This is a genomic window from Pseudomonas sp. LABIM340 (assembly GCF_040017195.2).
GTDB lineage: Bacteria > Pseudomonadota > Gammaproteobacteria > Pseudomonadales > Pseudomonadaceae > Pseudomonas.
This window is the reverse complement of the sequence record NZ_CM200227.1, coordinates 4,888,258-4,911,488: the sequence shown is the minus strand read 5'-3', so window position 1 is coordinate 4,911,488 and position 23,231 is coordinate 4,888,258. Positions and strand designations below refer to the sequence as shown.

Annotated in this window: 19 protein-coding genes; 11 read left to right on the top strand and 8 right to left on the bottom strand. The window is 67.2% G+C overall.

Features of this window, described 5'->3' with window-relative positions; translation table 11 throughout:
- Positions 1-27: 27 nt before the first annotated feature.
- The 7 genes from ABKS89_RS22460 (at position 28) to ABKS89_RS22430 (ending at position 5,240) form a co-directional block, all read left to right on the top strand.
- Positions 28-1,818, top strand: a complete 1,791-nt coding sequence (locus ABKS89_RS22460) for a DUF294 nucleotidyltransferase-like domain-containing protein (RefSeq protein ID WP_348587134.1) — start codon at positions 28-30, stop codon at positions 1,816-1,818.
- Positions 1,815-2,441 carry a 3'-5' exonuclease gene (locus ABKS89_RS22455; protein ID WP_138215223.1) on the top strand — a complete coding sequence of 209 codons (627 nt, stop codon included), beginning with the start codon at positions 1,815-1,817 and terminating at the stop codon, positions 2,439-2,441. The genes ABKS89_RS22460 and ABKS89_RS22455 overlap by 4 nt, the downstream gene beginning before the upstream one ends.
- 134 nt (positions 2,442-2,575) lie before the next feature.
- A complete protein-coding gene (locus ABKS89_RS22450) occupies positions 2,576-2,734 on the top strand; it encodes a DUF3309 family protein (protein WP_138215222.1) in 159 nt (52 codons plus the stop codon).
- 198 nt (positions 2,735-2,932) lie between these two features.
- Positions 2,933-3,232, top strand: coding sequence for a hypothetical protein (locus ABKS89_RS22445; RefSeq protein ID WP_138215221.1), 300 nt, complete (start codon positions 2,933-2,935; stop codon positions 3,230-3,232).
- 167 nt (positions 3,233-3,399) lie between these two features.
- Positions 3,400-4,212: an SDR family oxidoreductase gene (locus ABKS89_RS22440; protein ID WP_348587132.1), complete on the top strand. Its 813-nt coding sequence runs from the start codon at positions 3,400-3,402 to the stop codon at positions 4,210-4,212.
- 241 nt (positions 4,213-4,453) lie between these two features.
- Positions 4,454-4,879 (top strand): hypothetical protein, encoded by a 426-nt coding sequence (locus tag ABKS89_RS22435; protein ID WP_024766159.1) that lies wholly within the window; start codon positions 4,454-4,456, stop codon positions 4,877-4,879.
- Positions 4,880-4,910: 31 nt separating this feature from the next.
- Positions 4,911-5,240 (top strand): YnfA family protein, encoded by a 330-nt coding sequence (locus ABKS89_RS22430; protein WP_138215220.1) that lies wholly within the window; start codon positions 4,911-4,913, stop codon positions 5,238-5,240.
- A 175-nt stretch (positions 5,241-5,415) separates the two neighbouring features.
- Here the strand turns inward: ABKS89_RS22430 and ABKS89_RS22425 are convergent, their stop codons facing one another.
- The 4 genes from ABKS89_RS22425 to ABKS89_RS22410 all read right to left on the bottom strand — a co-directional run bounded on the left by ABKS89_RS22425 (position 5,416) and on the right by ABKS89_RS22410 (position 10,571).
- Positions 5,416-5,646: a YheU family protein gene (locus ABKS89_RS22425; protein ID WP_081520251.1), complete on the bottom strand. Its 231-nt coding sequence runs from the start codon at positions 5,644-5,646 to the stop codon at positions 5,416-5,418.
- 59 nt (positions 5,647-5,705) lie between these two features.
- Positions 5,706-6,929 (bottom strand): osmoprotectant NAGGN system M42 family peptidase, encoded by a 1,224-nt coding sequence (locus tag ABKS89_RS22420; RefSeq protein ID WP_348587130.1) that lies wholly within the window; start codon positions 6,927-6,929, stop codon positions 5,706-5,708.
- Positions 6,926-8,725 (bottom strand): N-acetylglutaminylglutamine synthetase, encoded by a 1,800-nt coding sequence (gene ngg / locus ABKS89_RS22415; protein ID WP_348587129.1) that lies wholly within the window; start codon positions 8,723-8,725, stop codon positions 6,926-6,928. The genes ABKS89_RS22420 and ngg overlap by 4 nt, the downstream gene beginning before the upstream one ends.
- 76 nt (positions 8,726-8,801) lie before the next feature.
- Positions 8,802-10,571 carry an N-acetylglutaminylglutamine amidotransferase gene (locus ABKS89_RS22410; RefSeq protein WP_138215217.1) on the bottom strand — a complete coding sequence of 590 codons (1,770 nt, stop codon included), beginning with the start codon at positions 10,569-10,571 and terminating at the stop codon, positions 8,802-8,804.
- A 132-nt stretch (positions 10,572-10,703) separates the two neighbouring features.
- On the opposite strand from ABKS89_RS22410, the gene ABKS89_RS22405 reads away from it, so the two are divergent.
- Positions 10,704-11,183: a MarR family winged helix-turn-helix transcriptional regulator gene (locus ABKS89_RS22405; protein WP_081520255.1), complete on the top strand. Its 480-nt coding sequence runs from the start codon at positions 10,704-10,706 to the stop codon at positions 11,181-11,183.
- Between the two features lie 16 nt (positions 11,184-11,199).
- Here the strand turns inward: ABKS89_RS22405 and ABKS89_RS22400 are convergent, their stop codons facing one another.
- Both ABKS89_RS22400 and mnmC read right to left on the bottom strand, forming a co-directional pair.
- Positions 11,200-11,949: a sulfite exporter TauE/SafE family protein gene (locus ABKS89_RS22400; RefSeq protein ID WP_138215215.1), complete on the bottom strand. Its 750-nt coding sequence runs from the start codon at positions 11,947-11,949 to the stop codon at positions 11,200-11,202.
- Positions 11,950-12,004: 55 nt separating this feature from the next.
- Positions 12,005-13,972 carry a bifunctional tRNA (5-methylaminomethyl-2-thiouridine)(34)-methyltransferase MnmC2/FAD-dependent 5-carboxymethylaminomethyl-2-thiouridine(34) oxidoreductase MnmC1 gene (mnmC, locus tag ABKS89_RS22395; RefSeq protein ID WP_348587127.1) on the bottom strand — a complete coding sequence of 656 codons (1,968 nt, stop codon included), beginning with the start codon at positions 13,970-13,972 and terminating at the stop codon, positions 12,005-12,007.
- 107 nt (positions 13,973-14,079) lie between these two features.
- Between mnmC and pap the strand changes: the two genes are divergently transcribed.
- Positions 14,080-15,585, top strand: coding sequence for a polyphosphate:AMP phosphotransferase (gene pap, locus ABKS89_RS22390; RefSeq protein WP_138215213.1), 1,506 nt, complete (start codon positions 14,080-14,082; stop codon positions 15,583-15,585).
- 478 nt (positions 15,586-16,063) lie between these two features.
- On the opposite strand, the gene lapD is transcribed toward pap, so the two are convergent.
- Together lapD and lapG are read right to left on the bottom strand one after the other, a co-directional pair.
- Complete coding sequence (gene lapD, locus ABKS89_RS22385) at positions 16,064-18,019, bottom strand: cyclic di-GMP receptor LapD (protein WP_348587125.1); 1,956 nt, start codon at positions 18,017-18,019, stop codon at positions 16,064-16,066.
- A gap of 12 nt (positions 18,020-18,031) precedes the next feature.
- Positions 18,032-18,733: a cysteine protease LapG gene (gene lapG / locus ABKS89_RS22380; protein WP_348587123.1), complete on the bottom strand. Its 702-nt coding sequence runs from the start codon at positions 18,731-18,733 to the stop codon at positions 18,032-18,034.
- 208 nt (positions 18,734-18,941) lie between these two features.
- Between lapG and ABKS89_RS22375 the strand changes: the two genes are divergently transcribed.
- Together ABKS89_RS22375 and ABKS89_RS22370 are read left to right on the top strand one after the other, a co-directional pair.
- A complete protein-coding gene (locus ABKS89_RS22375) occupies positions 18,942-20,087 on the top strand; it encodes an efflux RND transporter periplasmic adaptor subunit (protein WP_348587122.1) in 1,146 nt (381 codons plus the stop codon).
- Positions 20,084-23,179 (top strand): multidrug efflux RND transporter permease subunit, encoded by a 3,096-nt coding sequence (locus tag ABKS89_RS22370; RefSeq protein ID WP_348587120.1) that lies wholly within the window; start codon positions 20,084-20,086, stop codon positions 23,177-23,179. The genes ABKS89_RS22375 and ABKS89_RS22370 overlap by 4 nt, the downstream gene beginning before the upstream one ends.
- The last annotated feature ends 52 nt before the right edge of the window (positions 23,180-23,231 follow it).

Here is a 23,231-nt window from a genome sequence, read left to right as displayed (position 1 = left end):
CGCTTTTTTGACAGGGATGGATGACCGATGTCCGACGATTTCAACTTCGCCTCGCCACCCTTCGATCAGCTTCGCCCGCTGGAGCGCGAGCAACTGCGCGACGCGCTGAGCGTGGGTTACTACACGGTCGACGAAGTGCTGCTCGAAGCCGGCGCGCCGGTGCCCTGCCTCTTCGTGCTGATGAAGGGCGTGATCGAGGAGCGCGGCGAGGACGGCAAGCTGTTCGCCCAGTACGGCGCCGAGGACCTGTTCGACGTGCGCGGGCTGTTCTCCGGCAGCAGCAAGCACCGCTACCAGGCGGTGGAAGAGAGCATCGTCTACGAACTGCCGGCGGCGGTGTTCCATCAGCTGTGCACGGACAACCCGCAGTTCGCCCGCTTCTTCCGCGCGGACCTGGCCAGCAAACGCCAGCTGGAGCGCCGTGATGGGCAGAACCTCGCCGAATTCATCCTCACCCGCATCGCCCCAGAACACCTGTTGCCCGCCATCGAAGTCGAGCCCGGCCTGCCGCTGGGCGATGCAGCGCGCCTGCAACTCAGCCGTGGCGCGGACGCGCTGCTGGTGCGCGAGGATGGGGCGCTGGGCATCGTCACCCGCACCGACCTGATGACCGCGCACTTCCGCGACGGCTTCAGCGAGGCGCAACCCATCGGCCCGCTGGCGCACCGTCCGCTGAGCCATGTCGAGCTGGGCGATTTCCTCTTCGACGCGATGATTCTCATGACCCGCCAGCGCATCGAACGCGTGGCGGTGTGCGAGGAGGGCAAGGTGGTCGGCCTGTTGCACCTGACCCAGGTGCTCAGCCTGTTCTCCACCCATTCCCACGTGCTGGCGCTGCGCATCGCCCGCGCTGAAAGCGAGGCCGAGCTGCGGGCAGCGGCGGAAACCTTGCACACGCTGATCGCGACCCTGGCGGGCAATGGCATCCGCCTGCGCTTCATCATGCAACTGGTCAGCGCGCTCAACGAACAACTGCTCGAGCGCCTGTTCGAACTGCAGGTGCCGCCGGTGCTGCGTGGCCGTTGCTGTCTGCTGGTGATGGGCAGCGAAGGGCGCGCGGAGCAACTGCTCAAGACTGATCAGGACAACGCACTGATCCTCGACGACGGCCTGCCGGTGGAGCAGGGCCTGCTGCTGATGCAGCGCTTCTCCGCCGCGTTGCTGGAGTTCGGTTACCCGCCGTGTCCCGGCGGCGTGATGGCCAGTCGGCCGGAGTGGTGCAAACCCTTGTCCGAGTGGCAGCGCGAGTTGCGCGAGCTGCCGCTGCAAGGCCGCCCCGAACAACTGATGCGCCTGTCGATCCTCGCCGATGCCTGGCCGGTGGCGGGCAACCGGAGGCTGTTCGACAGCCTGCGCGAATGCCTGTACGAGCTGGCTGGCGACAGCAGCCGCTGGATGAGCGACCTGGCCCTGCCGGCGCTGCAATTCGACACGCCGCTGACCTACCTCGGCCAACTGAAAACCCAGGACGCGCAGCTGGACGTGAAGCGTGGCGGCATCTTCCCCATCGTCCACGGCGCCCGCGTGCTGGCCGTGCGCGAAGGGCTGGACGAGCGCGGCACACTCGGCCGCCTCGCCGCGCTGAAGGCGCTTGGCGTGCTGGATGAATCGCTGGTCGACAACCTGGCCGAAGCCTTCGAGCTGTTCCTCCAGCTGCGCCTGCGCCAGCAGCTGGACGGCCAGCGCGACGGCCGCGAACAGGGGCTCGATGTTTCCCGCCTGAGCCGCCACGAGCGCGACCTGCTGCGCTTCGGGTTGCACACGGTGAAGAAGTTCAAGCAGAGCCTGACCCGCCAATTCCACCTGGAGACCCGATGAACGCCTGCGTCGTTGCCCCCGATCCGCACTGGTCCGCCTGGCGCCGCCGCCTCTACTGGTGGCGGCACGATCCGGCGGAGGCGGAAGAGCTGGTGTCGCTGGACCTGGAGACCACCAGCCTCGATCCGCGCAAGGCCGACATCCTCAGTATCGGCGCGGTGGTGATCCGGCGTGGCAAGCTGATTCTCGGCGAGCGCCTGGAACTGCTGGTGGAGCCGCCGCCGTCGCTGGACGGCGAATCGATCCGCATCCACAAGCTGCGCCGCACCGACCTCGAAGGCCAGTTGCCGCTGGTGGAGGCGCTGCGCCAGGTGCAGGCGTTCATCGGTGAGCGGCCACTGCTGGGCTACTACCTGTCGTTCGACGTCGCGGTGCTGCGCCGGCATCTGCGCGAGCAATTCGATGCACGGCTGGACAACCCCCGCGTGGAGGTCTCGGAGATCTACCACCGCAAGATGAGCCGGCGCTTTCCCGACCTGCACCTGGACCTGCGCTTCGACACCCTGGCGCGCAATCTGGATATCCCCATCGAAGGCCGTCATACCGCCATCGGCGATGCGCGCACCGCCGCGCTGATGTTCCTGCGCCTGCGCAAGGGCTCGCTGCCCCGCGACCTGAGCTGACCTGAAATGAGCTGAGCCTGGCGCACGCAGATTCTTTGAATCTTCCGCGCACCCTCCCGGTCGGAAATTACAAGCGCTGGCCAATCGCAACCCGCGAGCCATCGCCCCTCGTCGACTGAAAGAGGAGAGACGATATGGGACTCGGGACCATCCTGTTGATCATCCTGATCTTGATGCTGATCGGCGGCCTGCCGGTTTTCCCTCACTCGCGCAGCTGGGGCTACGGCCCGTCCGGTGTGATCGGCGTGGTGCTGGTCGTGCTGCTGGTATTGCTGTTGCTCGGACGGATCTGAACCCGTTGCAACCCCAGCCCCCGGCCCTCAGGGTGAGAGCCGGGGGCTGGGGGGAAACCCTGGCGTCGAGGCATGGGGAAAACCCGATTCCCTCGGCTTTCGTCACAGCGCCGATACGCCACAGGGTGATTCGTCGCACAGCCCTCGTGGGGCACCTGTACTAACATACTGGGCCTTTGCCATCAGGGGGATGTAGGGATGCTGGGCGTTGTACTGGTTGTGCTCGGCGTGGTGTGGTTGCTCGTCCAGTGCGGGCTGGGCCTGCCGCCGTTGGCCGAAGCCATGACCCTGGACCCGGTGGTCAATCCGGACCGCTATTGGCAGTTCGCCTTCCTCGGCCCGGCCCTTCCCGTGGCGCTGGGCATCTTCCTGTTGCGCTACCGCGTCAGGCAATTCGCCCAGCTCAAGCGCGAGCGCATCAACTGCGCTGCCCACCTTCTTGTCTCCGCCGGCATCGCCCTGGTGCTGGGCAAGCTCTGCGTGCTCCTCCAGGCCTGATCGTGCAACCCGCGAAGCGCTAGTGCGCCGGCGGTTTGCCAGGGGCATTCAGCGCCCTGATTTCGCCGCTGATAGCGGAAAGCCTTGGTTACACTTCGGGCCACAGTCGTCGACAAACCCTGTCGATCACCCGTCCCGAACAAGACAAGAAAAGGCAGACCTCCCCTATGCAAAATCGCATCATGATCACCGGCGCCGGTTCCGGCCTCGGACGCGAAATCGCCCTGCGCTGGGCCCGCGAGGGCTGGAAGCTGGCGCTGGCCGACGTCAACGAAGCAGGCCTGCAGGAAACCCTCAAGCTGGTGCGCGAGGCCGGCGGTGACGGCTTCACCCAGCGCTGCGACGTGCGCGACTACAGCCAGCTGACCCAGCTGGCGCAGTCCTGCGAAGAGAAATTCGGCGGCATCGACATCATCGTCAACAACGCCGGCGTTGCCTCCGGCGGCTTCTTCAGCGAACTATCGCTGGAGGACTGGGACTGGCAGATCTCGATCAACCTGATGGGCGTGGTCAAGGGCTGCAAGGCCTTCCTGCCCCTGCTGGAGAAGAGCAAGGGGCGCATCGTCAACATTGCCTCCATGGCCGCCCTGATGCAGGGCCCGGCGATGAGCAACTACAACGTGGCCAAGGCCGGCGTGGTGGCGCTCTCGGAAAGCCTGCTGGCCGATCTCAGCCTGGTGGACGTGAAGGTCCACGTGGTCTGCCCGTCGTTCTTCCAGACCAACCTGCTGGACTCCTTCCGTGGCCCGAGCCCGGAGATGAAGACCCAGGTCGGCAAGCTGCTGGAAAGCTCGCCCATCAGCGCTGCCGACATCGCCGACTATATTCACCGGGAAGTTGCCCGCGACGTCTTCATGATCCTGCCCCACGAGCAGGGCCGCATGGCCTGGCAGATCAAGCAGCAGAACCCCCAGGCGATCTACGACGAGATGGCGAAAATGGCCGAGAAGATGCAAGCCAAGCGCCGCAGCCTCAGCTGATTTTCACGCCCGAATTGCCCCCTTTCGGTGCAATGAAAGAGAGGGCTTGCCCAGGCCGGTGCAAAGGGTTAGTTTTAGTCACCGGCCTGCCTGGCTGATGTACGTTGGACCCCGGTGAAAGCCCCGCTCATTTCGCGGGGCTTTTGCTTTTTCGGGCTACTGCGCAGCTGCGGGGATTCGCGCTTTGCGCGATGCCAGGCCTGTGTTAGAAGGCTTGCGTGTCATTGAAGGAAGAACCCGCTTGCACTGTGAATCCATCGTCTATGGCTGCATTCGCGACTGGCCCGGCGACTCGATGGAGCGCCGCCTGCGCCGCGCCGCCAACCGCAAGGTGCTCGACAGCCTGCCCATGGGCGAGGCCTGGCCGTTCCTTGGCCGCGAGATGTTCAGCCGCTGCGAGACCGAAGGCGCGGGCCTGTACCAGTCCCAGGTGATCCATTTCGGCGCCAGCTACCAGACCATCGAGTACGAGTGGAAACTCTGGGTCGAACAGTTCGAAGCCCTGCTGCGCCGCCTCTACTGGGCCAGCGCGGTGGTGCACCTGGAAACCGAAGTCAACGGCAGCCACACCTTCCGCTGGGAATCCGAGAACGGCTTCCACAGCCCCCGCGAAGGCGAACTGAAAGTGCGCTGCGCCTGGGAGCGCGAAGGCGGCCTGCGCGGCTGACCGGCGCACTTCCCGTCACGGAAAGAACCCCATGATCAACTACCTCTGGTTCGTCCTCGCCGCGTTCTGCGAGATCGCCGGCTGCTACGCCTTCTACCTCTGGCTGCGCCTGGACAAGAGCGCCCTGTGGATAATTCCCGGCCTGCTCAGCCTGACGGTCTTCGCCCTGCTGCTCACCCGCGTCGAGGCGAACTACGCCGGGCGGGCCTATGCCGCGTACGGCGGCATCTACGTCGCTGCGTCGCTGTTCTGGCTGGCCTTCGTCGAGAAGAGCCGTCCGCTGTGGAGCGATTGGGTAGGTGTGGCGCTGTGCGTGATCGGCGCCAGCGTGGTGCTGCTCGGGCCGCGTCTGGCCCCTTGAGCTAAACGATTCCCCGTAGGGCGAATAAAGCGGAACGCTTTATTCGCCCTCCAGCATTCGGCGGATAACGCCGTTGGCGTTATGCGCCCTACGCAGCCCCAACCGGGCGCTCCGGTCCCACCGCTGAGCTTCATCTTAGGATGGGTGTTCATTGAGGTGCTCCTGGGCCGGTGCTTCAGTCCTCCAGCCACTCCTTCGGCACTTCGCTTTTCAGCATCAGCTGGCACTGCTGGCTTTCCGGATCGAAGACGATCACCGCCTCGCCGCGCTTGAGCGCATGGCGCGCGCGCTCCACGCGCACGTCCAGCGGCGTGTCGTCGCCGTTGTCGGTACCTTCGCGGGTAACGAAGTCTTCCAGCAGGTTGTTGAGGGTGTCGGCTTCGATGAGCTCAAAGGGGATCAGCATGGCGGGGTACTCGAAATCGCAGCGCGGGATTGTAGTCCCGCGCTGCGCTCAGTGCAGCTTCACTTCTTGCGCTTGTCCGATTCCTTGCCCTTGTCGGATGAGCCATCGCCGCTGTCGATCAGGTCGTCCACCGGCGGCACATGCGTGGTGCTCTCCATGTGCACCGGATGTTCCAGCTGCCTGCTGAAGCGCTCCAGCGTGCCTTCGCTGGGTTCCGCATCGCTGTCGAATACCGGCGGGCTGAGCATGTAGGCCGTGAGCAGTTTCGCCAGCGCGGCGAGGCTGTCGATGTGGGTGCGCTCGTAGCCGTGGGTGGCGTCGCAACCGAAGGCCAGCAGGGCGGTGCGGATGTCGTGGCCGGCGGTGATCGCCGACTGCGCATCGCTGTGGTAGTAGCGGAACAGGTCCCGCCGTACGGCGACCTCATGGCGTTCGCCGAGGCGCAGCAGGTGCCGCGAGAGATGGAAGTCGTAGGGCCCGCCGGAGTCCTGCAGCGCCACGCTCACCGCGTGCTCGCTGGAGTTCTGCCCCTCGGCCACCGGGGCGATGTCGATGCCGACGAACTCGCTCACGTCCCAGGGTAGCGCGCCGGCCGCACCGGAACCGATCTCCTCGGTAATGGTGAACAGCGGGTGGCAGTCGATGGGCGGCACCTGGCCGCTTTCCACGATGGCCTTCAGCGAGGCCAGCAGCGCGGCTACGCCGGCCTTGTCGTCGAGGTGGCGGGCGCTGATATGGCCGCTTTCGGTGAATTCCGGCAACGGGTCGAAGGCGACGAAATCACCGATGGCCACGCCCAGCGATTCGCTGTCGGCGCGGCTGGCGGTGTAGGTGTCCAGGCGCAGCTCGACGTGGTCCCAGCTGATCGGCAGGGTGTCCACGGCGGTATTGAAGGCGTGCCCGGAGGCCAGCAGTGGCAGCACGCTGCCGCGGAATACGCCGTTCTCGCAGAACACCGTGACGCGGCTGCCCTCGGCGAAGCGGCTCGACCAGCAGCCCACCGGCGCCAGTGCCAGGCGGCCGTTGGGCTTGATCTCGCGGACGATGGCGCCAATGGTGTCCAGATGCGCCGAGACTGCGCGATCCGGGCTCTTGCGCCGGCCCAGCAGGGTCGCGCGGATGGTCCCGCGGCGGGTCATCTCGAAGGGTACGCCGATCTCCTCCAGCCGCTCGGCGACGTAGCGCACGATGGTGTCGGTGAAGCCGGTGGGGCTGGGGATGGCGAGCATTTCCAGCAGCACGCGCTGCAGGTAGTTCAGGTCCGGTTGGGGCAGTTGGGTCATGCCGGGGCCTCCACGTTGGGGTGTGGCTGGTCACGGTTGTCGCGATGCAGCAGTTCGCGGCTCAGCGGGAACAGCAGGTCGACGAAACGCTCGGCGACGGGCTGTGGCTCATGGTTGGCCAGTCCGGGGCGCTCGTTGGCTTCGATGATCACGTAGTCCGCCTGATCGGCCTCGGTGACCAGCAGGTCGAGGCCGGTGACCGGAATCTCCAGCGCCCGCGCCGCGCGGATGGCAGCGTCGGCCAGCGCCGGGTGCAGGCGCTCGGTGACATCTTCCAGGGTGCCGCCGGTGTGCAGGTTGGCGGTGCGCCGCACGGCCAGGCGCTGGCCGCTGGGCAGCACGTCGTCGTAGCTGAAGCCGGCAGCGCCCAGCGTGCGCTCGGTTTCGCCATCCAGCGGGATGCGGCTTTCGCCACCGGTGGCGGCCTGGCGACGGCGGCTCTGCGCCTCGATCAGCTTGCGGATGCTGTGCCGGCCATCACCGATCACCTCGGCGGGACGGCGGATGGCGGCGGCCACTATCTCGTAGCCGATGACCACGATGCGCAGGTCCTGGCCGGGGTGGTAGCTCTCGAGGATCACCCGGGTGTCGAACTGCTTGGCGTGGGCAATGGCTTCCTCGACTTCTTCGGCTGTGCGCAGGTCCACGGCGACGCCCTGACCCTGTTCGCCGTCCACCGGCTTGACCACCAGCGCGCCGTGGTCCTCGAGGAAGGCGGCATTCTCCTGCGCGCTGCCCGCCAGGCGTTGCTGCGGCTGGCGCAGGCCGGCGCGGTCGAGGGCGCGGTGGGTGAGGGTCTTGTCCTGGCACAGGCTCATGCTCACGGCACTGGTGAGGTCGCACAGCGACTCGCGGCAGCGGATGCGCCGGCCGCCTTGGGTGAGAGTGAAGAGGCCGGCGTCGGCGTCCTGCACCTGCACCTCGATGCCGCGCCGATGGGATTCGTCGACGATGATCCTGGCATAGGGGTTGAGGCCTTCCTCCGGGCCGGGGCCGAGGAACAGCGACTGGTTGATGCCATTCTTGCACTTCACCGCGAAGGTCGGCAGCTCGCGGAAGCGCAGCTTGCGATACAGCGACTTGGCCTGCTGGTTGCCGTGCAGCACCGACAGGTCCAGGTACGCCAGACCCCGGCTCATGAAGTGCTCGATCAGGTGGCGCACCAGCGCTTCGCCGACGCCCGGCCGGCTGGACTGCGGGTCCACTGCCAGGCACCAGAGGCTGGAGCCGCCTTCCGGGTCGCGGAAGGCCTTGGCGTGGTTGATGCCCATGACCGTGCCGATCACCGTTCCGGTCTCGGCGTCTTCGGCCAGCCAGTAGGCCGGGCCGCCCTGGTGGCGCGGGGTGACGTTGGACGGATCGACCGGCAGCATGCCGCGCGACAGGTACAGACGGTTGATCGCCGTCCAGTCGTCATCGCTGTGCACGCGGCGGATGCGGAAGCCGCGGAAGGGCCGGCGCGCCGGGCGGTAGTCGGTGAACCACAGGCGCAGCGCATCGGAAGGGTCGAGGAAGAGCTGTTGCGGGGCGTGGGCCAGCACCTGCTGCGGCGCTGCCACGTAGAGTGCGATGTCGCGTTCGCCGGGCTGTTCGTTGAGCAGCTCGGCGGCGAGTTTGTCCGGACTGGAAAAGGTGTGGCCGATCAGCAGGCGACCCCAGCCGCACTGCAGGATCAGCGGGCCGTGGCTTTCTGCGTGGTCACCGGCGAAGCGCGCCTGCAGGCGCTCGTAGGTCGGCGTCTGGCCGCGCAGCAACCTCTGGTTGTGAGGATGGGGCAGGTTGGAATGGGGTTTCATCTTGCGCTCCCTGATAAGGCTTCTGTCCTGGGCGGGTGGAAAGGACGACGCCGCGTGGGCGCGGCGTCGTCCGGCTCTACAGGCCTTGTTCCGTCAGCCAGAGGTTGAGGGCCGCCAACTGCCACAACTTGGAACCACGCAGCGGGGTGAGGTCGCTTGCCGGGTCGCTGAGCAGGCGGTCGAACATCGCCGTCTCGAACAGCCCGCGGTCCTGGCTCGGGTCCAGCAGCAACTCGCTGACCCAGGCGCGGGTATTGCCTTGCAGGTGCTTGAGACCGGGTACCGGGAAGTAGCCCTTGGGCCGGTCGATCACCTCGCTGGGGATGACCTTGCGCGCGGCGGCCTTGAGCACCTGCTTGCCGCCGTCACCGAGCTTGAAGCGCGACGGAATGCGCGCCGACAGCTCCGCCACGCGGTAGTCGAGGAACGGCACGCGCGCCTCCAGGCCCCAGGCCATGGTCATGTTGTCCACGCGCTTGACCGGGTCGTCGACCAGCATGATGGTGCTGTCCAGGCGCAGGGCCTTGTCCACCGGGTCATCCGCGCCGGCCTGGGCGAAGTGCTCGCGGACGAACTCGCTGGCCACGTCCTCCACCCGCAGGGCTTCGCGCACGGTGTCCAGGTACTCGCCGTGGGTGCGGTCGAAGAAGGCCGCGCGGTAGGCCTGCAGCGGGTCCTTGGCGCCGGCCACCTTCGGGTACCAGTGGTAGCCGGCGAACAGCTCGTCGGCGCCCTGGCCGCTCTGTACCACCTTGCAATGCTTCGAGACTTCCCGCGAGAGCAGGTAGAAGGCGATGCAGTCGTGGCTGACCATCGGCTCGCTCATGGCGCGGAAGGCTGCCGGCAACTGCGAGATGACTTCGTTCTCGTCGATGCGCAATTGGTGATGACGCGTGCCGTAGCGCTGGGCGATGAGGTCGGAGTACTGGAACTCGTCACCGCGCTCGCCGCCGGCATCCTCGAAGCCGATGGAGAAGGTCAGCAGGTCCTCGACTCCGGCCTCGTGCAGCAGGCCGACCAGCAGGCTGGAATCCACCCCGCCGGAGAGCAGCACGCCGACTTCGCGGGCGGCACGCTGACGCACGCTCACGGCATCGCGCAGGCAGGTGAGCAGGCGGTCTTCCCAGTCGTCCAGGGTCAGCTCGCGCTCGTCCGGCAGTGGGCCGTAGTCCAGGGTCCACCAGCGCTGGCGCTCGGTGTGGCCGTCGGCGTCTATGGTCATCCAGGTGGCCGGCGGCAGTTTCTGCACTTCGGCCAGCAGGGTGCGCGGCGCAGGGACCACGGCGTGGAAGTTGAGGTAGTGGTTGAGCGCCACCGGGTCCAGTGCCGGGTCGATGTCGCCGCCCTTGAGCAGCGCCGGCAGGCTGGAGGCGAAGCGCAGGCGCTTGCCGGTTTGCGATAGGTACAGCGGCTTGATGCCGAGGCGGTCGCGGGCGATGAACAGGCGCCGTTTGTCGCGTTCCCAGATGGCGAAAGCAAACATGCCATTGAGGCGTGGCAATAGTTGTTCACCCCAGGCGTGGTATCCCTTCAGGAGTACTTCGGTGTCGCCTCCGGAAAAGAAGCGGTACCCAAGGGCTTCCAGCTCGCCGCGCAGTTCGGGGTAGTTGTAGATTGCCCCGTTGAACACCAGCGACAGGCCCAGCGAGGTGTCGATCATCGGCTGACCGGAAGCTTCGGCCAGGTCCATGATCTTCAGCCGCCGGTGCCCCAGGGCCACCGGCCCTTCGCTGTGAAAGCCCCAGGCATCGGGGCCTCGCGGGGCGAGGTGATGGGTGATGCGTTCGACTGCGGCAAGGTCCGCAGCCTGTTTGTCGAAACGTAACTCTCCTGCTAGTCCGCACATTTCCTTACCGGTTCTCCGTTGGGGATCAAGTGGGTGGCGCCTCACGGACGCCTTAGGGGATGACCCGTCGATCTGGCGAGAGTTCTATCTGATTTCATTGAGAAAAAATGACGGAGCAGCAGGTGGACTGAGATGGCCGAGAGCAAGACTGCGATGCGCAACGCCCACGCACTCTCCATGTTGCAGGCCCTGAGACGGCTGCAGCAGGCGGCGGAAGTGCACTCCAAGAGCCTGGGCCGCGACGGCGAACTGACGCCGCTGCAGCTGCTGATCCTGCAGGTGGTGGAGCTGGAGGGGGAGATAACCGCTGGTCAGTTGGCGCGACAGGTGGCGCTGTCACAGTCGTCCATTTCCAGCGCGCTGACCCGTCTGGAAAGCAAGGGCCTGCTGACCCGCCGGCGCGACGACGACGACCGCCGCAAGCAGTGGCTGAGCCTCGAAGCGGTCGGTCGGCGGGCGCTCAGGAACGGGCCGACGCTGTTGCCCGAGCATGCCCTGGAGCGTTTCGCCGGGCTGCCGGAGTGGGAGCAGCACGCCATCCTCGCCGGGCTGCTGCGCGCTGCCGAGCTGTTCGAGACGCCGGGAGCCGGCGCCGAGGAAGAAGAGTTCTAGTCGCTCTTGAAGGCTGTCAGCTCATCAATTTCTGCGCGGCCAGCGACAGGCTGACCGCCACCAGCATCAGCGCGAACAGGCGCTGCAGCGTCGCGCCGCCCAGGCGCACCGCCAGGCGGTTGCCGAACAGCACGCCGAGCGCACCGCCTGCCGCCAGGCACGCCAGCAAGGGCAGCGGCGGCTGGGCGTGGGTGAGGTAGAGCAGGAAGCCACCACCGGACACCAGCGCAATCACCGCCATGGAAGTGGCTGTCGCCGCCAGCATCGACAGCGGTGTGAACCACAGCAGCCCCGGCACGATCAGGAAGCCGCCGCCCACGCCCATCAGGCCGGACAACAAGCCCACCGCCAGGCCGACGCCCAGCAGCGGGCCGTTGCGCATGGGTTTGTCGCAGTTGCGTGGCTGGCTGGAGCCTTGCCACATGCGCCAGGCCGACCACAGCACCAGCAGGCAGAAGCCGATGATCAACCAGGCGTCCGGCACGTACTTGCCCAGCCACTGGCCGACGGCGTTGCCCGGCCAGCCGGTGATCACCAGCCAGAACAGCGGCTTCCACGCCACCTGGCCCTGCCGTGCCCGCGGCACCGCGCCGATGGCTGCCGACAGCGCCACGGCGCCGAGGCTGACGCCGATGGCATCGTGCAGCGGCAGGTGCAGGCTGAGCAGCAGCGGCAGGGCCACCAGCGAGCCGCCGGCGCCGGTCAGGCCCAGCAGCAGCCCGAGGATCAGGCCGATGGCGGAAGATTCAAGCAGCAGTGCATCCATGTCGGTGGTCCGCTCTGGAAGCTGGTCGCGGCCCTGTCGATGGACCGCGAGGTGTTCAGGAGTTCTTCTGGCCGCGCACGACGTCGCGCAGCATGAAGCGGTTCGGGTGGCAGGCCTCGGCCACGGCGCGCGGCAGGGGCAACGGTTCATCGTCGATCCAGGCCGCCAGCAGTTCGCCGGCCAGTGGCGCGGTGACCAGCCCGCGTGAGCCATGGGCGCTGTTCAGGTACAGGCCGTCCAGCCAGGGGCAGGGCGTCTCCGGTACCTGGCGCGCATCCTTGCCGAGCACCGCGTAAGACTGAGCGAAGGCTTCGCGATCCGCCAGCGGGCCCACCAGCGGCAGGTAGTCCGGGGTGGTGCAGCGGAAGGCGGCGCGGCCCTGCAGTGTGGCTGGGTCGAGCTGGGCTATGTGCATCCGCTCGCTCAGGTCTGTGGATATCTCCGCCAGCAGGTCGAGGTTGCCCAGGTGTTCTTCCAATGATGGCTCGGTATCGTCTCGTTTGAATTCGAAACTGGCGCCCAGGGTGTGCTCGCCGTGACGCGGCGGGGCGACGTAGCCTTCGGCGCAGACCACGGTACTCAGCGCGGCGCTCTCGGCAGTGGCCGGCACGCGGGTGATCTGCCCGCGGATACGCTTCATCGGCAGCGACGCGGCGCCTGCGAAGCGCCGCACTTCGGCGGCGGTGGCGAGGATGGCGACGGGCGCGCCGGCGAGCTTCTGCTCGCCGCTCCAGGCGCTCCAGCCATCGGCTTCGCGTTGCAGGCGGACTTCCTCGCCGGTCAGCACGCGGATATTCGGATGCGCTGCGAGATGCCGGCACAGCGCGGGCGGATGCACCCAGCCGCCTTCGGGATAGAACAGCCCGCCGGCCGGCAGGCCGATGCCGGCGATGGACTCCGCCTCGGCCTTGTCCAGCTGACGCAGCAGGGTCGCCGGAAAGGCATCGGCCAGTTTGGCCTGGCGCTGGGTCTCGGCGTCGTCGAAGCCCAGCTGCAGCACGCCGCAATCGGACCATTCCTCGCCTTTCTGCAGGCGCTGGATCAGCCGCCGCGTGTGCCCGAAGCCGCTGACGATCAACCGCGACAGCGCGGTGCCGTGGGCGGACAGCTTGAGGTAGAGCACGCCTTGCGGGTTGCCCGAGGCTTCTTCGGCGAGGCCTGTGTGACGCTCGATCAGCGTCACTTTCCAACCCCGCGCGGCCAGGCTGGCGGCGCTGGCGCAACCGGCCATGCCGCCGCCGACTACCAGCGCTTCCCGAGGGCCTGTGGAGTGAACGGGTCGGCTGTACCACGGCTTGCCGGCCGGCTGTTCGACACCGAGAAATTCGCCCTGGGACATCTCCCATTTCTTGCCGAAGCCCAGGGTGCGGCGGATCTTGAAGCCGGCCGCGCCCAGCCCGCGGCGAACGAAGCCAGCGCTGGTGAAGGTGGCGATGCTCGTGCCCGGCCCCGAGAGGCGCGCGAGCTGGGCGTAGAGCGCGTCGTTCCACATCTCCGGGTTCTTCGCCGGGGAGAAGCCGTCGAGGAACCAGGCGTCGATGCGCGCGTCCAGCTCGGGCAGGGTGTCCAGCACATCGCCCACCAGCAGGGTCAGCACCACGCGGCCCCCGGCGAAGACCAGGCGCTGGAAGCCGGGGTTGATCGCCACGTACTGCTCCAGCAACTGCCCCGACAGATCCGCCAGCTCGGGCCAGAGGGCGAAGGCGCGGCGCAGGTCGTCCAGCGCCACCGGGTACTTCTCGGTACTGACGAAGTGCAGCCGCGCATCGCTCTGCGCCTGCTCTTCGAACAGCTGCCAGGCGCAGAGGAAGTTCAGCCCGGTGCCGAAGCCGGTTTCGCCGATGCACAGGCGCCCGCCAGCAGGGAGCGCAGTAAAGCGCTCGGGCAGGCGGTTGCCGTCGATGAACACGTGGTGCGTCTCGGCGATCCCCGAGACGGGGGAGAAATACACGTCGCCATAGACGCGGGAGGTCGGCTGGCCGTTCTCGTCCCAGTCGATCTGGGCGCTGCTGATGTCTGGCATGTGGGGGCAGGGTTGTGAAACGAAGCCGGCAGTTTAGCCGATCCGCTGCGCAGACAGCCTGCGTCACTTCCGCTACCTTCTACTCACTTCGAGACAAGGAGAGCTGCATGTTCGAATCCGCCGAGATCGGTCATTCCATCGACAAGGAAACCTACGAGAAGGAAGTCGCGGTGCTGCGCGAGGCCCTGCTCGAGGCGCAGTACGAGCTCAAGCAGCAGGCGCGCTTCCCGGTGATCATCCTGATCAACGGCATCGAGGGCGCCGGCAAGGGCGAGACGGTGAAGCTGCTCAATGAATGGATGGACCCGCGCCTGATCCGGGTGGAAAGCTTCCTCCTGCCCACCGACGAGGAGCTCTCGCGGCCGCCGCAGTGGCGCTTCTGGCGCCGCCTGCCGCCCAAGGGCACGACCGGCATCTTCTTCGGCAACTGGTACAGCCAGATGCTTTATGCGCGGGTCACCGGCGAGATCAAGGACAGCCAGCTCGATGGCCTGATCAGCGATGCCGAGCGCTTCGAGCGGATGTATTCCGACGAAGGCGCGCTGATCTTCAAGTTCTGGTTCCACCTCTCCAAGAAACAGCTCAAGGAACGCCTCAAGGCGCTGGAGAACGACCCGACCCGCAGCTGGCAACTGAGCGAGATCGACTGGAAGCAGAGCGAGGTCTACGACAAGTTCGTGCGCTACGGCGAGCGCGTACTGCGCCGTACCAGCCGCGACTATGCGCCCTGGTACGTGGTGGAGGGGTCCGATGAGCGCTACCGCAGCCTGACGGTCGGCCGCACCATCCTCGAAAGCCTGCAGGCCGCGCTCAAGCGCAAGGACCGCCCGACCCCGCAGCCCCATGCCGCGCCGCTGGTTTCCAGCCTGGACAACAAGGGGCTGCTGGATGCACTTGATCTGAGCCTTTCGCTGGACAAGGACCAGTACAAGGAGCAATTGGCCAAGGAACAGGCGCGCCTGGCCACGTTGATGCGCGACAAGCGTTTCCGCAGCCACTCGCTGATCGCGGTGTTCGAAGGCAACGACGCCGCCGGCAAGGGCGGCGCGATCCGTCGCGTGACCGATGCGCTGGACCCGCGCCAGTACCGCATCGTGCCGATCGCCGCGCCCACCGAGGAGGAGCGTGCGCAGCCTTACCTGTGGCGCTTCTGGCGGCATATTCCGGCACGCCGGCAGTTCACCATCTTCGACCGTTCCTGGTACGGCCGCGTGCTGGTGGAGCGGGTCGAGGGCTTCGCCAGCGACGCCGACTGGCTGCGTGCCTATGCGGAGATCAACGACTTCGAGGAGCAGCTGGCGAACTACAACATCGTGCTGGTGAAGTTCTGGCTGTCCATCGACCAGGAGACCCAGCTGGAGCGCTTCAAGGAGCGCGAGTCGATCCCCTTCAAGCGCTTCAAGATCACCGAGGAAGACTGGCGCAACCGCGACAAATGGGACCTCTACGTGGACGCGGTGGGCGACATGGTCGACCGCACCAGCACTGAGATTGCACCCTGGACGCTGGTGGAGGCCAATGACAAGCGCTATGCGCGGGTGAAGGTTCTGAAGACCATCAACGACGCGCTGGAGGCGGCTTACGCCAGTGCGAAGAAGGGCAAGAAGGACTGATGTTTCGGGCCGTTTTTTGTAGGAGCGAGCCATGCTCGCGATCCGCCGGCAAGGCCGGCGCCTGCCTTGGCTCCAGTGTCTTGGGTGTGCTGCTTCGGCTTGGGTGGTACTGCGCCGCGGATAGGTGCGCTGAGAGATTGGGTTTCGCCCCCTCGGGCGAGTTCCTTTTGTCAAACGTCGGATAGCCGCCCTCACAAAAGGAACCAAAAAGTCTTGCCCCGGACATCCGGTTTTTCGCTTAGGCGAAAAATTCTCTCGTTGAAGCGAAGTTTCAGGGGCACGCCGCGAAGGGTCATCCCTGGCCCATCGCGGCTCTCGCGACATCCATGTCGCTCAACCCCAGAAACTCCGCTTCAACGAGGCCTCCTGAACGGGGCCATTCGGAGCGCGCGGTTGTTTCACTGGAAGCCTGCAATAGCGAGGGGCCGCCCTTTGTAGGAGCGGGCCATGCCCGCGATCCGTCGGCAGGGCCGGCGGTCTATCCGCCGCTCTTCTGCGAAGGCTTAGGCGCCCCGACCAGCCGCCCCATCGCCCCGGCGATGCCCATCTCCCGTAGCACCTGCAGCTCGCCCTCGGTCTCGACCATCTCCGCGATCAGCGGCAGGTCGATGCTGTTGGAGGCGCGGTACATGGCTTCGATGAACAGGCGCTTGTCGTTGTCCTGGTCGATGGCGCGGATGTAGCTGCCGTCGATCTTCAGGTACGCAAGGCCCAGGCGGGTGAGGTTGCCGATCAGGCTGAAGCGCCCGCCGAAGTGCTGCAGGCCCAGCTTGGCGCCGACGTCCTGCACCGACTGGGCGAGTTTCTCCAACTCGGCCGGCGGCGGCAGGTAGCGTTCGTCCACTTCCAGGATCATCAGCTGCGCTTCCTGCGGGTGGGCGCGGAGGATTTCGAACAGCTGGCGCAGGGGCTCGGCACTGCGCACGGTTTCCGCTGACAGCGACAGGGCCAGCGGCGCCGGTTGCTGGGCGAGGTGGGCGAGGGCGTGTTCGAGCATGGCCAGGTCGAAGCGCGCGGACCAGCCGAAGCGTTCGATCCATGGCAGGAACTGCCCGGCGGCGACGGCCTCGCCCTTGGGATCGAGCAGCCGCGCGAGGACTTTCTGGTGCAGCAGTTCGCCCTTCTCGGCGCAGGCGCGCACGGGCTGGAACCACAGTTGCAGCTTGCCTTTTTGCAGGGCGTCGTCGAGCCACTCGCGCCAGGCACGGGAGTCCTGCGCGGGCTGGCCGCCGGAGCTGTCCAGGCGCTGCCAGGGGCGGTCCGGCGAGGACTGCGATTGCGCCAGCGCCTGGTCTGCGCGGGACAGCACGCTGGCCGCGGATTCGCCGGGGCGGAAGGCAGCCAGGCCAAGGTGCGCCACCGGCTTGCAGTCGCTGGCGCCGGTGCCGCGCAGGTTCTCCAGGGCGGCGCTGAGCTGGTCGGCCAGCAGTTCGGCGCTGGCGCTGTCGACGCCGGGGGCGAGCAGGGTGAATTCGCCGCCACGGCTGCGCGCGGCGAGCCAGTCCGGGGTGCCGTGGGTCTCGCGCTCACGCTCCAGCAACTCGGCGACGTCGCGGATCAGTGCGTCGGTGCGCTGCCCGCCCAGGCGCTGGTTGAGCCCGGCCAGGTCGTTCAGGCGCAGCAGCAGCAGATAGCCGGCGGCGTTCTGTTCGCTGGGGGACAATTGCGCATCCAGCCGCGCGTCGAACAGGCGGCGGTTGGCCAGGCCAGAGAGGCTGTCCTGGTAGGCCTCTTCGCGCAGTTTCTCGCTGCGGGTGGCTTCCTCGGCGAACAGCGCCTTGAGCTTGTCGACCATCTGGTTCATCGCCTGCACTACGCGCTTGAGTTCGGGAGTGCGTGGCTCCTTGGGCAGGGTGAGGAATTCGCGGCGGGTGATGGCGTGGGCCTGCTGCACCATCTGGTCCAGCGGCTTGAGCTGGGTGCGCAGCAGCCAGCCGCCGAGGATGGCGCTGACCAGCCCGCAGGCCAGCAGCCAGGCGAGGCTGCCCAGCGCGCCGTCCCACAGCTTGGCCAGGGCGAACTGCGGATGGCTGACCACCTCGACCCGCGCGGCCTGTTCCCAGCCGCGCATGATCAGCGCATCGCCGCCCTGGGCCTTGAGGTTGACCAGCTTGGCGAACCAGCCCGGCACCTGCTGGTTCTGCGTGTCGCTGTCGCGCTCGACTATCACCTTGCCCTCGGGAATGCTCACCACGCGGATGGTGGCGAAGTAGCCGGAGTCGAAGATCGAGCTGACCATCAGCTCGATCATCGCCGGGTCGTCCACATGTGGGGTGAGCGACAGCCCCAGCGCGGTGGCAGCGTCCTGGGCGTGGGAGCGCAACTGGCTGATCATCTGCTCGCGAGAGCTTTCCAGGCTGGCGGCGAAGCTGCCGGCGAAGGCCACCACGAGGAACAGGCAGATCGCCAGGAACAGTTGCTTGAGCAATGACATGCCGGGGTTCTCCTATCGCGTCTCGTCGAGGTCCAGGCCCTCGGCGCGCATCTTGGTCAACAGGTCCTGCCAGCGCGAGAGCTTCTTGCTGTCGCCGGTGCGCTTGCCGCCGCCGGGGCCGGGCAACCACAGCCCCTCGGCGTTGAAGGCGTAGACGGGCAGGAGGTCCTTGCGCTGGGAGGCGGGCTTGATCTGCGGGATCAGGTTGTCCAGCACCAGCGGTTCGGCAGTGGGGGAGGCGTAGTAGGTGAGCACCATGTGCGCCTGGTTCTGCTGCAGCGCCTTGACGTAGGTGATGCGCAGCTTGTCGCTGGCGACCCCGAGGCGGCGCAGGGTGACGAACTTGGCGATGGAGTAGTCCTCGCAGTCGCCGGCGCCCTTGTAGAGGGATTCCACCGGCGTCGCCCAGTAGTCCTCCTGGTGCCAGACGGTGCGGTCGTCGGTGAACACCAGGGCGCCGTTGAAGAAGGCGTTGACCGCCTTGAGCTTGGCGGGCTCGTCGAGGTTCTCGCTGTCCTGGATCAGCCGGCCCCAGGACTGGATCCGGCCCTTGCCGGTGCCCAGGTCGCCGTATTGCTGCTCGGCGTTCTTCAGGATGGTGTCGAAGTTCCAGGCGGCGCCGGCGGTCAGCGCGAGGAGCGCGAGCAGCAGCACGCCGGCCCGCAGACGCAGCGGGTTGGCGAACAGCCAAAGGGCTCCTCGGGGTGGCTGCATCGCCAGCGCTCCATGTGGGATGTGTGGAGTCTAGGCGCTCTTCGAAAACTTGCGCTGGCGTATCGCCATGGGGCGAAAAGCCCCGTCGTACGGGCCTTGCCGGCGAATCTGACAGGATTGTCATTTAAGGGTCAGCGTGCGGTCCCGGGCTCTGGTTTATAACCCCAGGATGCGGCCGCTGTGGCCGAACCAGACGCAGGAGAGCGGGATGCAGGGGCAACGGCGGGTTTGGCTGGCAGCAGGGTTGCTGGGGGTGACGGCGCTCGGAGCGGGCATCTGGGGCTTTGCCGGCCGACACGAGGCTCCGCAGGCGGCGGCCCAGCCAGCCGGCGTGCCGGTGACCCTGGCGCGCGTGGCCCGCGAGGACCTGACGCAGAACCTCGATGGCGTCGGTACCGTCACCTCGCTGCACAGCGTGCTGGTGCGCCCGCAGGTCGAAGGCCAGCTCACCGCGTTGCTGGTGGAAGAGGGGCAGATGGTCAGGGAAGGCGAACTGCTGGCGACCATCGACGACCGCGCCATCAATGCCGCGCTGGAGCAGGCCGAGGCGACCAAACAGAGTAACCAGGCGCAGCTGCGCATCGTCGAGCAGGACCTGGCGCGCTACCAGACACTGAGCCAGCGCGGCTCGATTTCCCGCCAGACCCTGGAACAGACCGAAGCCGAGGCAGCGCGCCTGCGCGCCACCCTGCGCGGCAACCAGGCCACCATCGACGCCGAGCGCGTGCGCCTGTCCTACACCCGCATCACCTCGCCGGTCGCCGGCCGCGTCGGCATCCGCAACGTCGACGTCGGCAACCTGCTGCGTACCAATGACAGCAGCGGCCTGTTCACCGTCACCCAGATGTCGCCGATCTCGGTGGTCTTCGCCCTGCCGCAGGAAAGCCTGCCGCAGCTGCAACCGCTGATGAAGGGCGATTCCCCGGTGGTCGCGCGCAGCCGCGACGGCGGCCAGCTGCTCGGCGAGGGCCACCTGCGCAGCATCGACAACCAGGTCGCCAGCAGCACCGGGACCATCCGCGTGCGCGCGGTCTTCGACAACCAGGACGGCCAGCTCTGGCCGGGGCAATTCGTCGCCATCGACCTGCAGTCCGGCGTGCTGCGCAACGGCCTGGTGCTCGACAGCCGCGCCGTGCGCCGTGGCCTGGACGGCGCCTTCGTGTTCCGCATCGAGGACGGCAAGGCGCAGAAGGTGCCGGTGCGCATCGTCCAGGAAGTGGATGGCCGCACCCTGGTCGAAGGCCTCGCAGCGGACGATGAAGTGGTGCTCGACGGCCACTCGCGGCTGACCCCCGGCGCCCGCGTGGACGTGCAGGGCGACGTGCAGACCCTGGCCCGCCGGAGCGAGCCATGAGCGTGCGCGCCGGCATGTCCGGCTGGTGCGTGCGCCACCCCATCGCCACCTGCCTGCTGACCATCGCCTCGCTGTTTCTCGGCCTGCTGGCGTTTTTCCGTCTTGGCGTGGCGCCGCTGCCGCAGGTGGATTTCCCCACCATCCAGGTGCAGGCGCTGCTGCCCGGCGGCAGCCCGGAGACCATGGCGTCCTCGGTGGCGACCCCGCTGGAAGTGCAGTTCAGCGCCATCCCCGGCATCACCCAGATGCTCTCCACCAGCGCATTGGGCTCGACCACTTTGACGCTGCAGTTCGACCTGGAAAAGAACATCGACGTCGCCGCCCAGGAGGTCACCGCCGCGATCAACGCCGCCGCCGGGCGCCTGCCGGCGGACATGCCGAACCTGCCGACCTGGCGCAAGATCAACCCGGCGGACAGCCCGATCATGATCGTCCGGGTGAACTCCGAGCTGATGCCGCTGATCGAGCTGAGCGACCTCGCCGAAGTGCTGCTGTCACGCCAGCTCAGCCAGATCAGCGGGGTCGGGCAGATCTTCGTGGTCGGCCAGCAGCGCCCGGCGATCCGCATCCAGGCGCTGCCGGAGAAGCTCGCGGCCTACCGCCTGACCCTGGCCGACCTGCGCCAGTCGTTGCAGTCGGCGAGCATCAACCAGGCCAAGGGCGCGCTGTTCGGCGACGGCCGCGTGTCCACCCTGGCGGCCAATGACCAGCTGTTCAGTCCCGGCGAATACGGCGATCTGGTGGTTGCCTACCGCGCGGGAGCGCCGGTGTTCTTGCGCGATCTGGCGAAGGTGGTGAAGGCGCCGGAAGACGACTACGTGCAGGCCTGGCCGGATGGTCGCCCGGGCGTAGCACTGGTGATCCTGCGCCAGCCCGGCGCGAACATCGTCGAGACCTCCGATGCCATCCAGGCTGAACTGCCGCGCCTGCGTGAAATGCTGCCGGCGGGCGTCGAAGTGGAAGTGCTCAACGACCGCACCCGCACCATCCGCGCCTCGCTGCATGAAGTGGAGCTGACCCTGCTGCTGACCATGGGGCTGGTGGTGCTGGTGATGGGGCTGTTCCTGCGCCAGCTGTCGGCCACCCTGATCGTCGCCACGGTGCTGGCGGTGTCGCTCAGCGCCAGCTTCGCCGCCATGTACCTGCTGGGCTTCACCCTGAACAACCTGACATTGGTGGCGCTGATCATCGCCGTGGGCTTCATCGTCGACGACGCCATCGTGGTGGTGGAGAACATCCACCGCCACCTGGAGCAGGGCAAGGACCGGGTGCAGGCGGCGCTGGCCGGAGCTTCGGAGATCAGCTTCACGGTGGTGTCGATCAGTTTCTCGCTGATCGCCGCGTTCATCCCGCTGCTGTTCATGGGCGGCATCGTCGGGCGGCTGTTCCGCGAGTTTGCCGTCAGCGTCACGGCGGCCATCCTGATTTCGGTGGTTGCTTCGCTGACCATTGCGCCGATGCTCGCCTCGCGTTTCATGGGCGCGCCGAAGCATGGACATGATGACGCAGGCATCGCCGGATGGCTGCTGGCGCGTTACGCCAGGGGGCTGGACTGGTCGCTGCATCACCAGCGCACGGTGCTTGTCGGCTTCGTGGTCTGCGTGGCCATCGCGGTGGGCGGCTACGTAGGCATTCCCAAGGGCTTCTTCCCGTCCCAGGACACCGCCTTCGTCTTCGGCACCACCCAGGCCGCCGAGGACATTTCCTATGCGGACATGGCCGAGAAGCACAAGCAGCTCGCCGACATAATCGCCGCCGACCCGGCGGTGCAGAGCTACAACCACGCCATCGGCATCACTGGCGGCAGCCAGAGCCTGGCCAACGGGCGTTTCTGGATCGTGCTCAAGGACCGTGGCGACCGCGACGTCTCGGTGGACGAGTTCATCAACCGCATCCGGCCCAAGCTGGCCAAGGTGCCGGGCATCGTCCTCTACCTGCGTTCGGCGCAGGACATCAACCTCGCCACCGGGCCGGTGCGCACCCAGTACCAGTACGCCCTGCGCAGCAACGACAGCGCGGCGTTGGCGCAGTGGGCGGATCGCCTGACCCAGCGGCTGAAAGAGGAGGGTGGCCTGCAGGATGTGTCCAACGACCTGCAGATGGGCGCCAGCGTCACCTCGCTTCAGATCGACCGGGTGGCGGCGGCGCGCTTCGGGCTGTCCGCTGAGGACGTCAGCCAGACCCTCTATGACGCCTTCGGCCAGCGCCAGGTCGGCGAATTCCAGACCGAGGTGAACCAGTACAAGGTCATCCTCGAACTGGATTCGCGCCAGCGCGGCCGCGCGGAAAGCCTGGCCTGGTTCCACCTGCGTTCGCCGCTGACCGGCGAGATGGTGCCGCTGGCAGCCCTGGCGCGGGTCACACCGGCCAAGTCCGGGCCGCTGCAGATCAACCACAACGGCATGTTCCCGGCCGTCACGCTGTCCTTCAACCTGTCGCCGGGCGTGGCCCTGGGCGATGCGGTCAGCCTGGTGCAGCGGGCGCAGGCGGAGATCGGCATGCCGTCGAGCATCAGCGGCGAATTCCAGGGCGCCGCAGCAGCCTTCCAGAGTTCACTGGCGAGCCAGCCGCTGCTGATCCTTGCGGCGCTGTTCGCGGTCTACGTGATCCTCGGCGTGCTCTACGAGAGCTTCGTGCACCCGCTGACCATCCTCTCCACCTTGCCTTCGGCCGGCATCGGCGCGGTGTTCCTGCTCTGGGGCTGGGGCCTGGAGTTCTCGGTGATGGCGCTGATCGGCCTGGTGCTGCTGATCGGCATCGTCAAGAAGAACGGCATCCTGATGGTCGACTTCGCCCTGGCCGCGCAACGCCAGCGCGGGCTGTCGCCCTATGACGCGATCCGCGAGGCGTGCCTGGCGCGCTTCCGGCCGATCATGATGACCACCCTGGCCGCGCTGCTGGGGGCGATCCCTTTGATGATCGGCTTCGGCACCGGCTCGGAACTGCGCCAGCCGCTGGGCGTGGCGGTGGTCGGCGGGCTGGTCTTCAGCCAGGCGCTGACCCTGTTCAGCACACCGGTGGTGTACCTGGCGCTGGACCGGCTGTTCCATCGCCAGCAACCGGCACCGGCCGCGCTGGGAGGTGCGGTATGAGGAGCGGCTGGGTAGCATGCCGGACTGCGGGCGTCACGAACGGAGGGCTGGC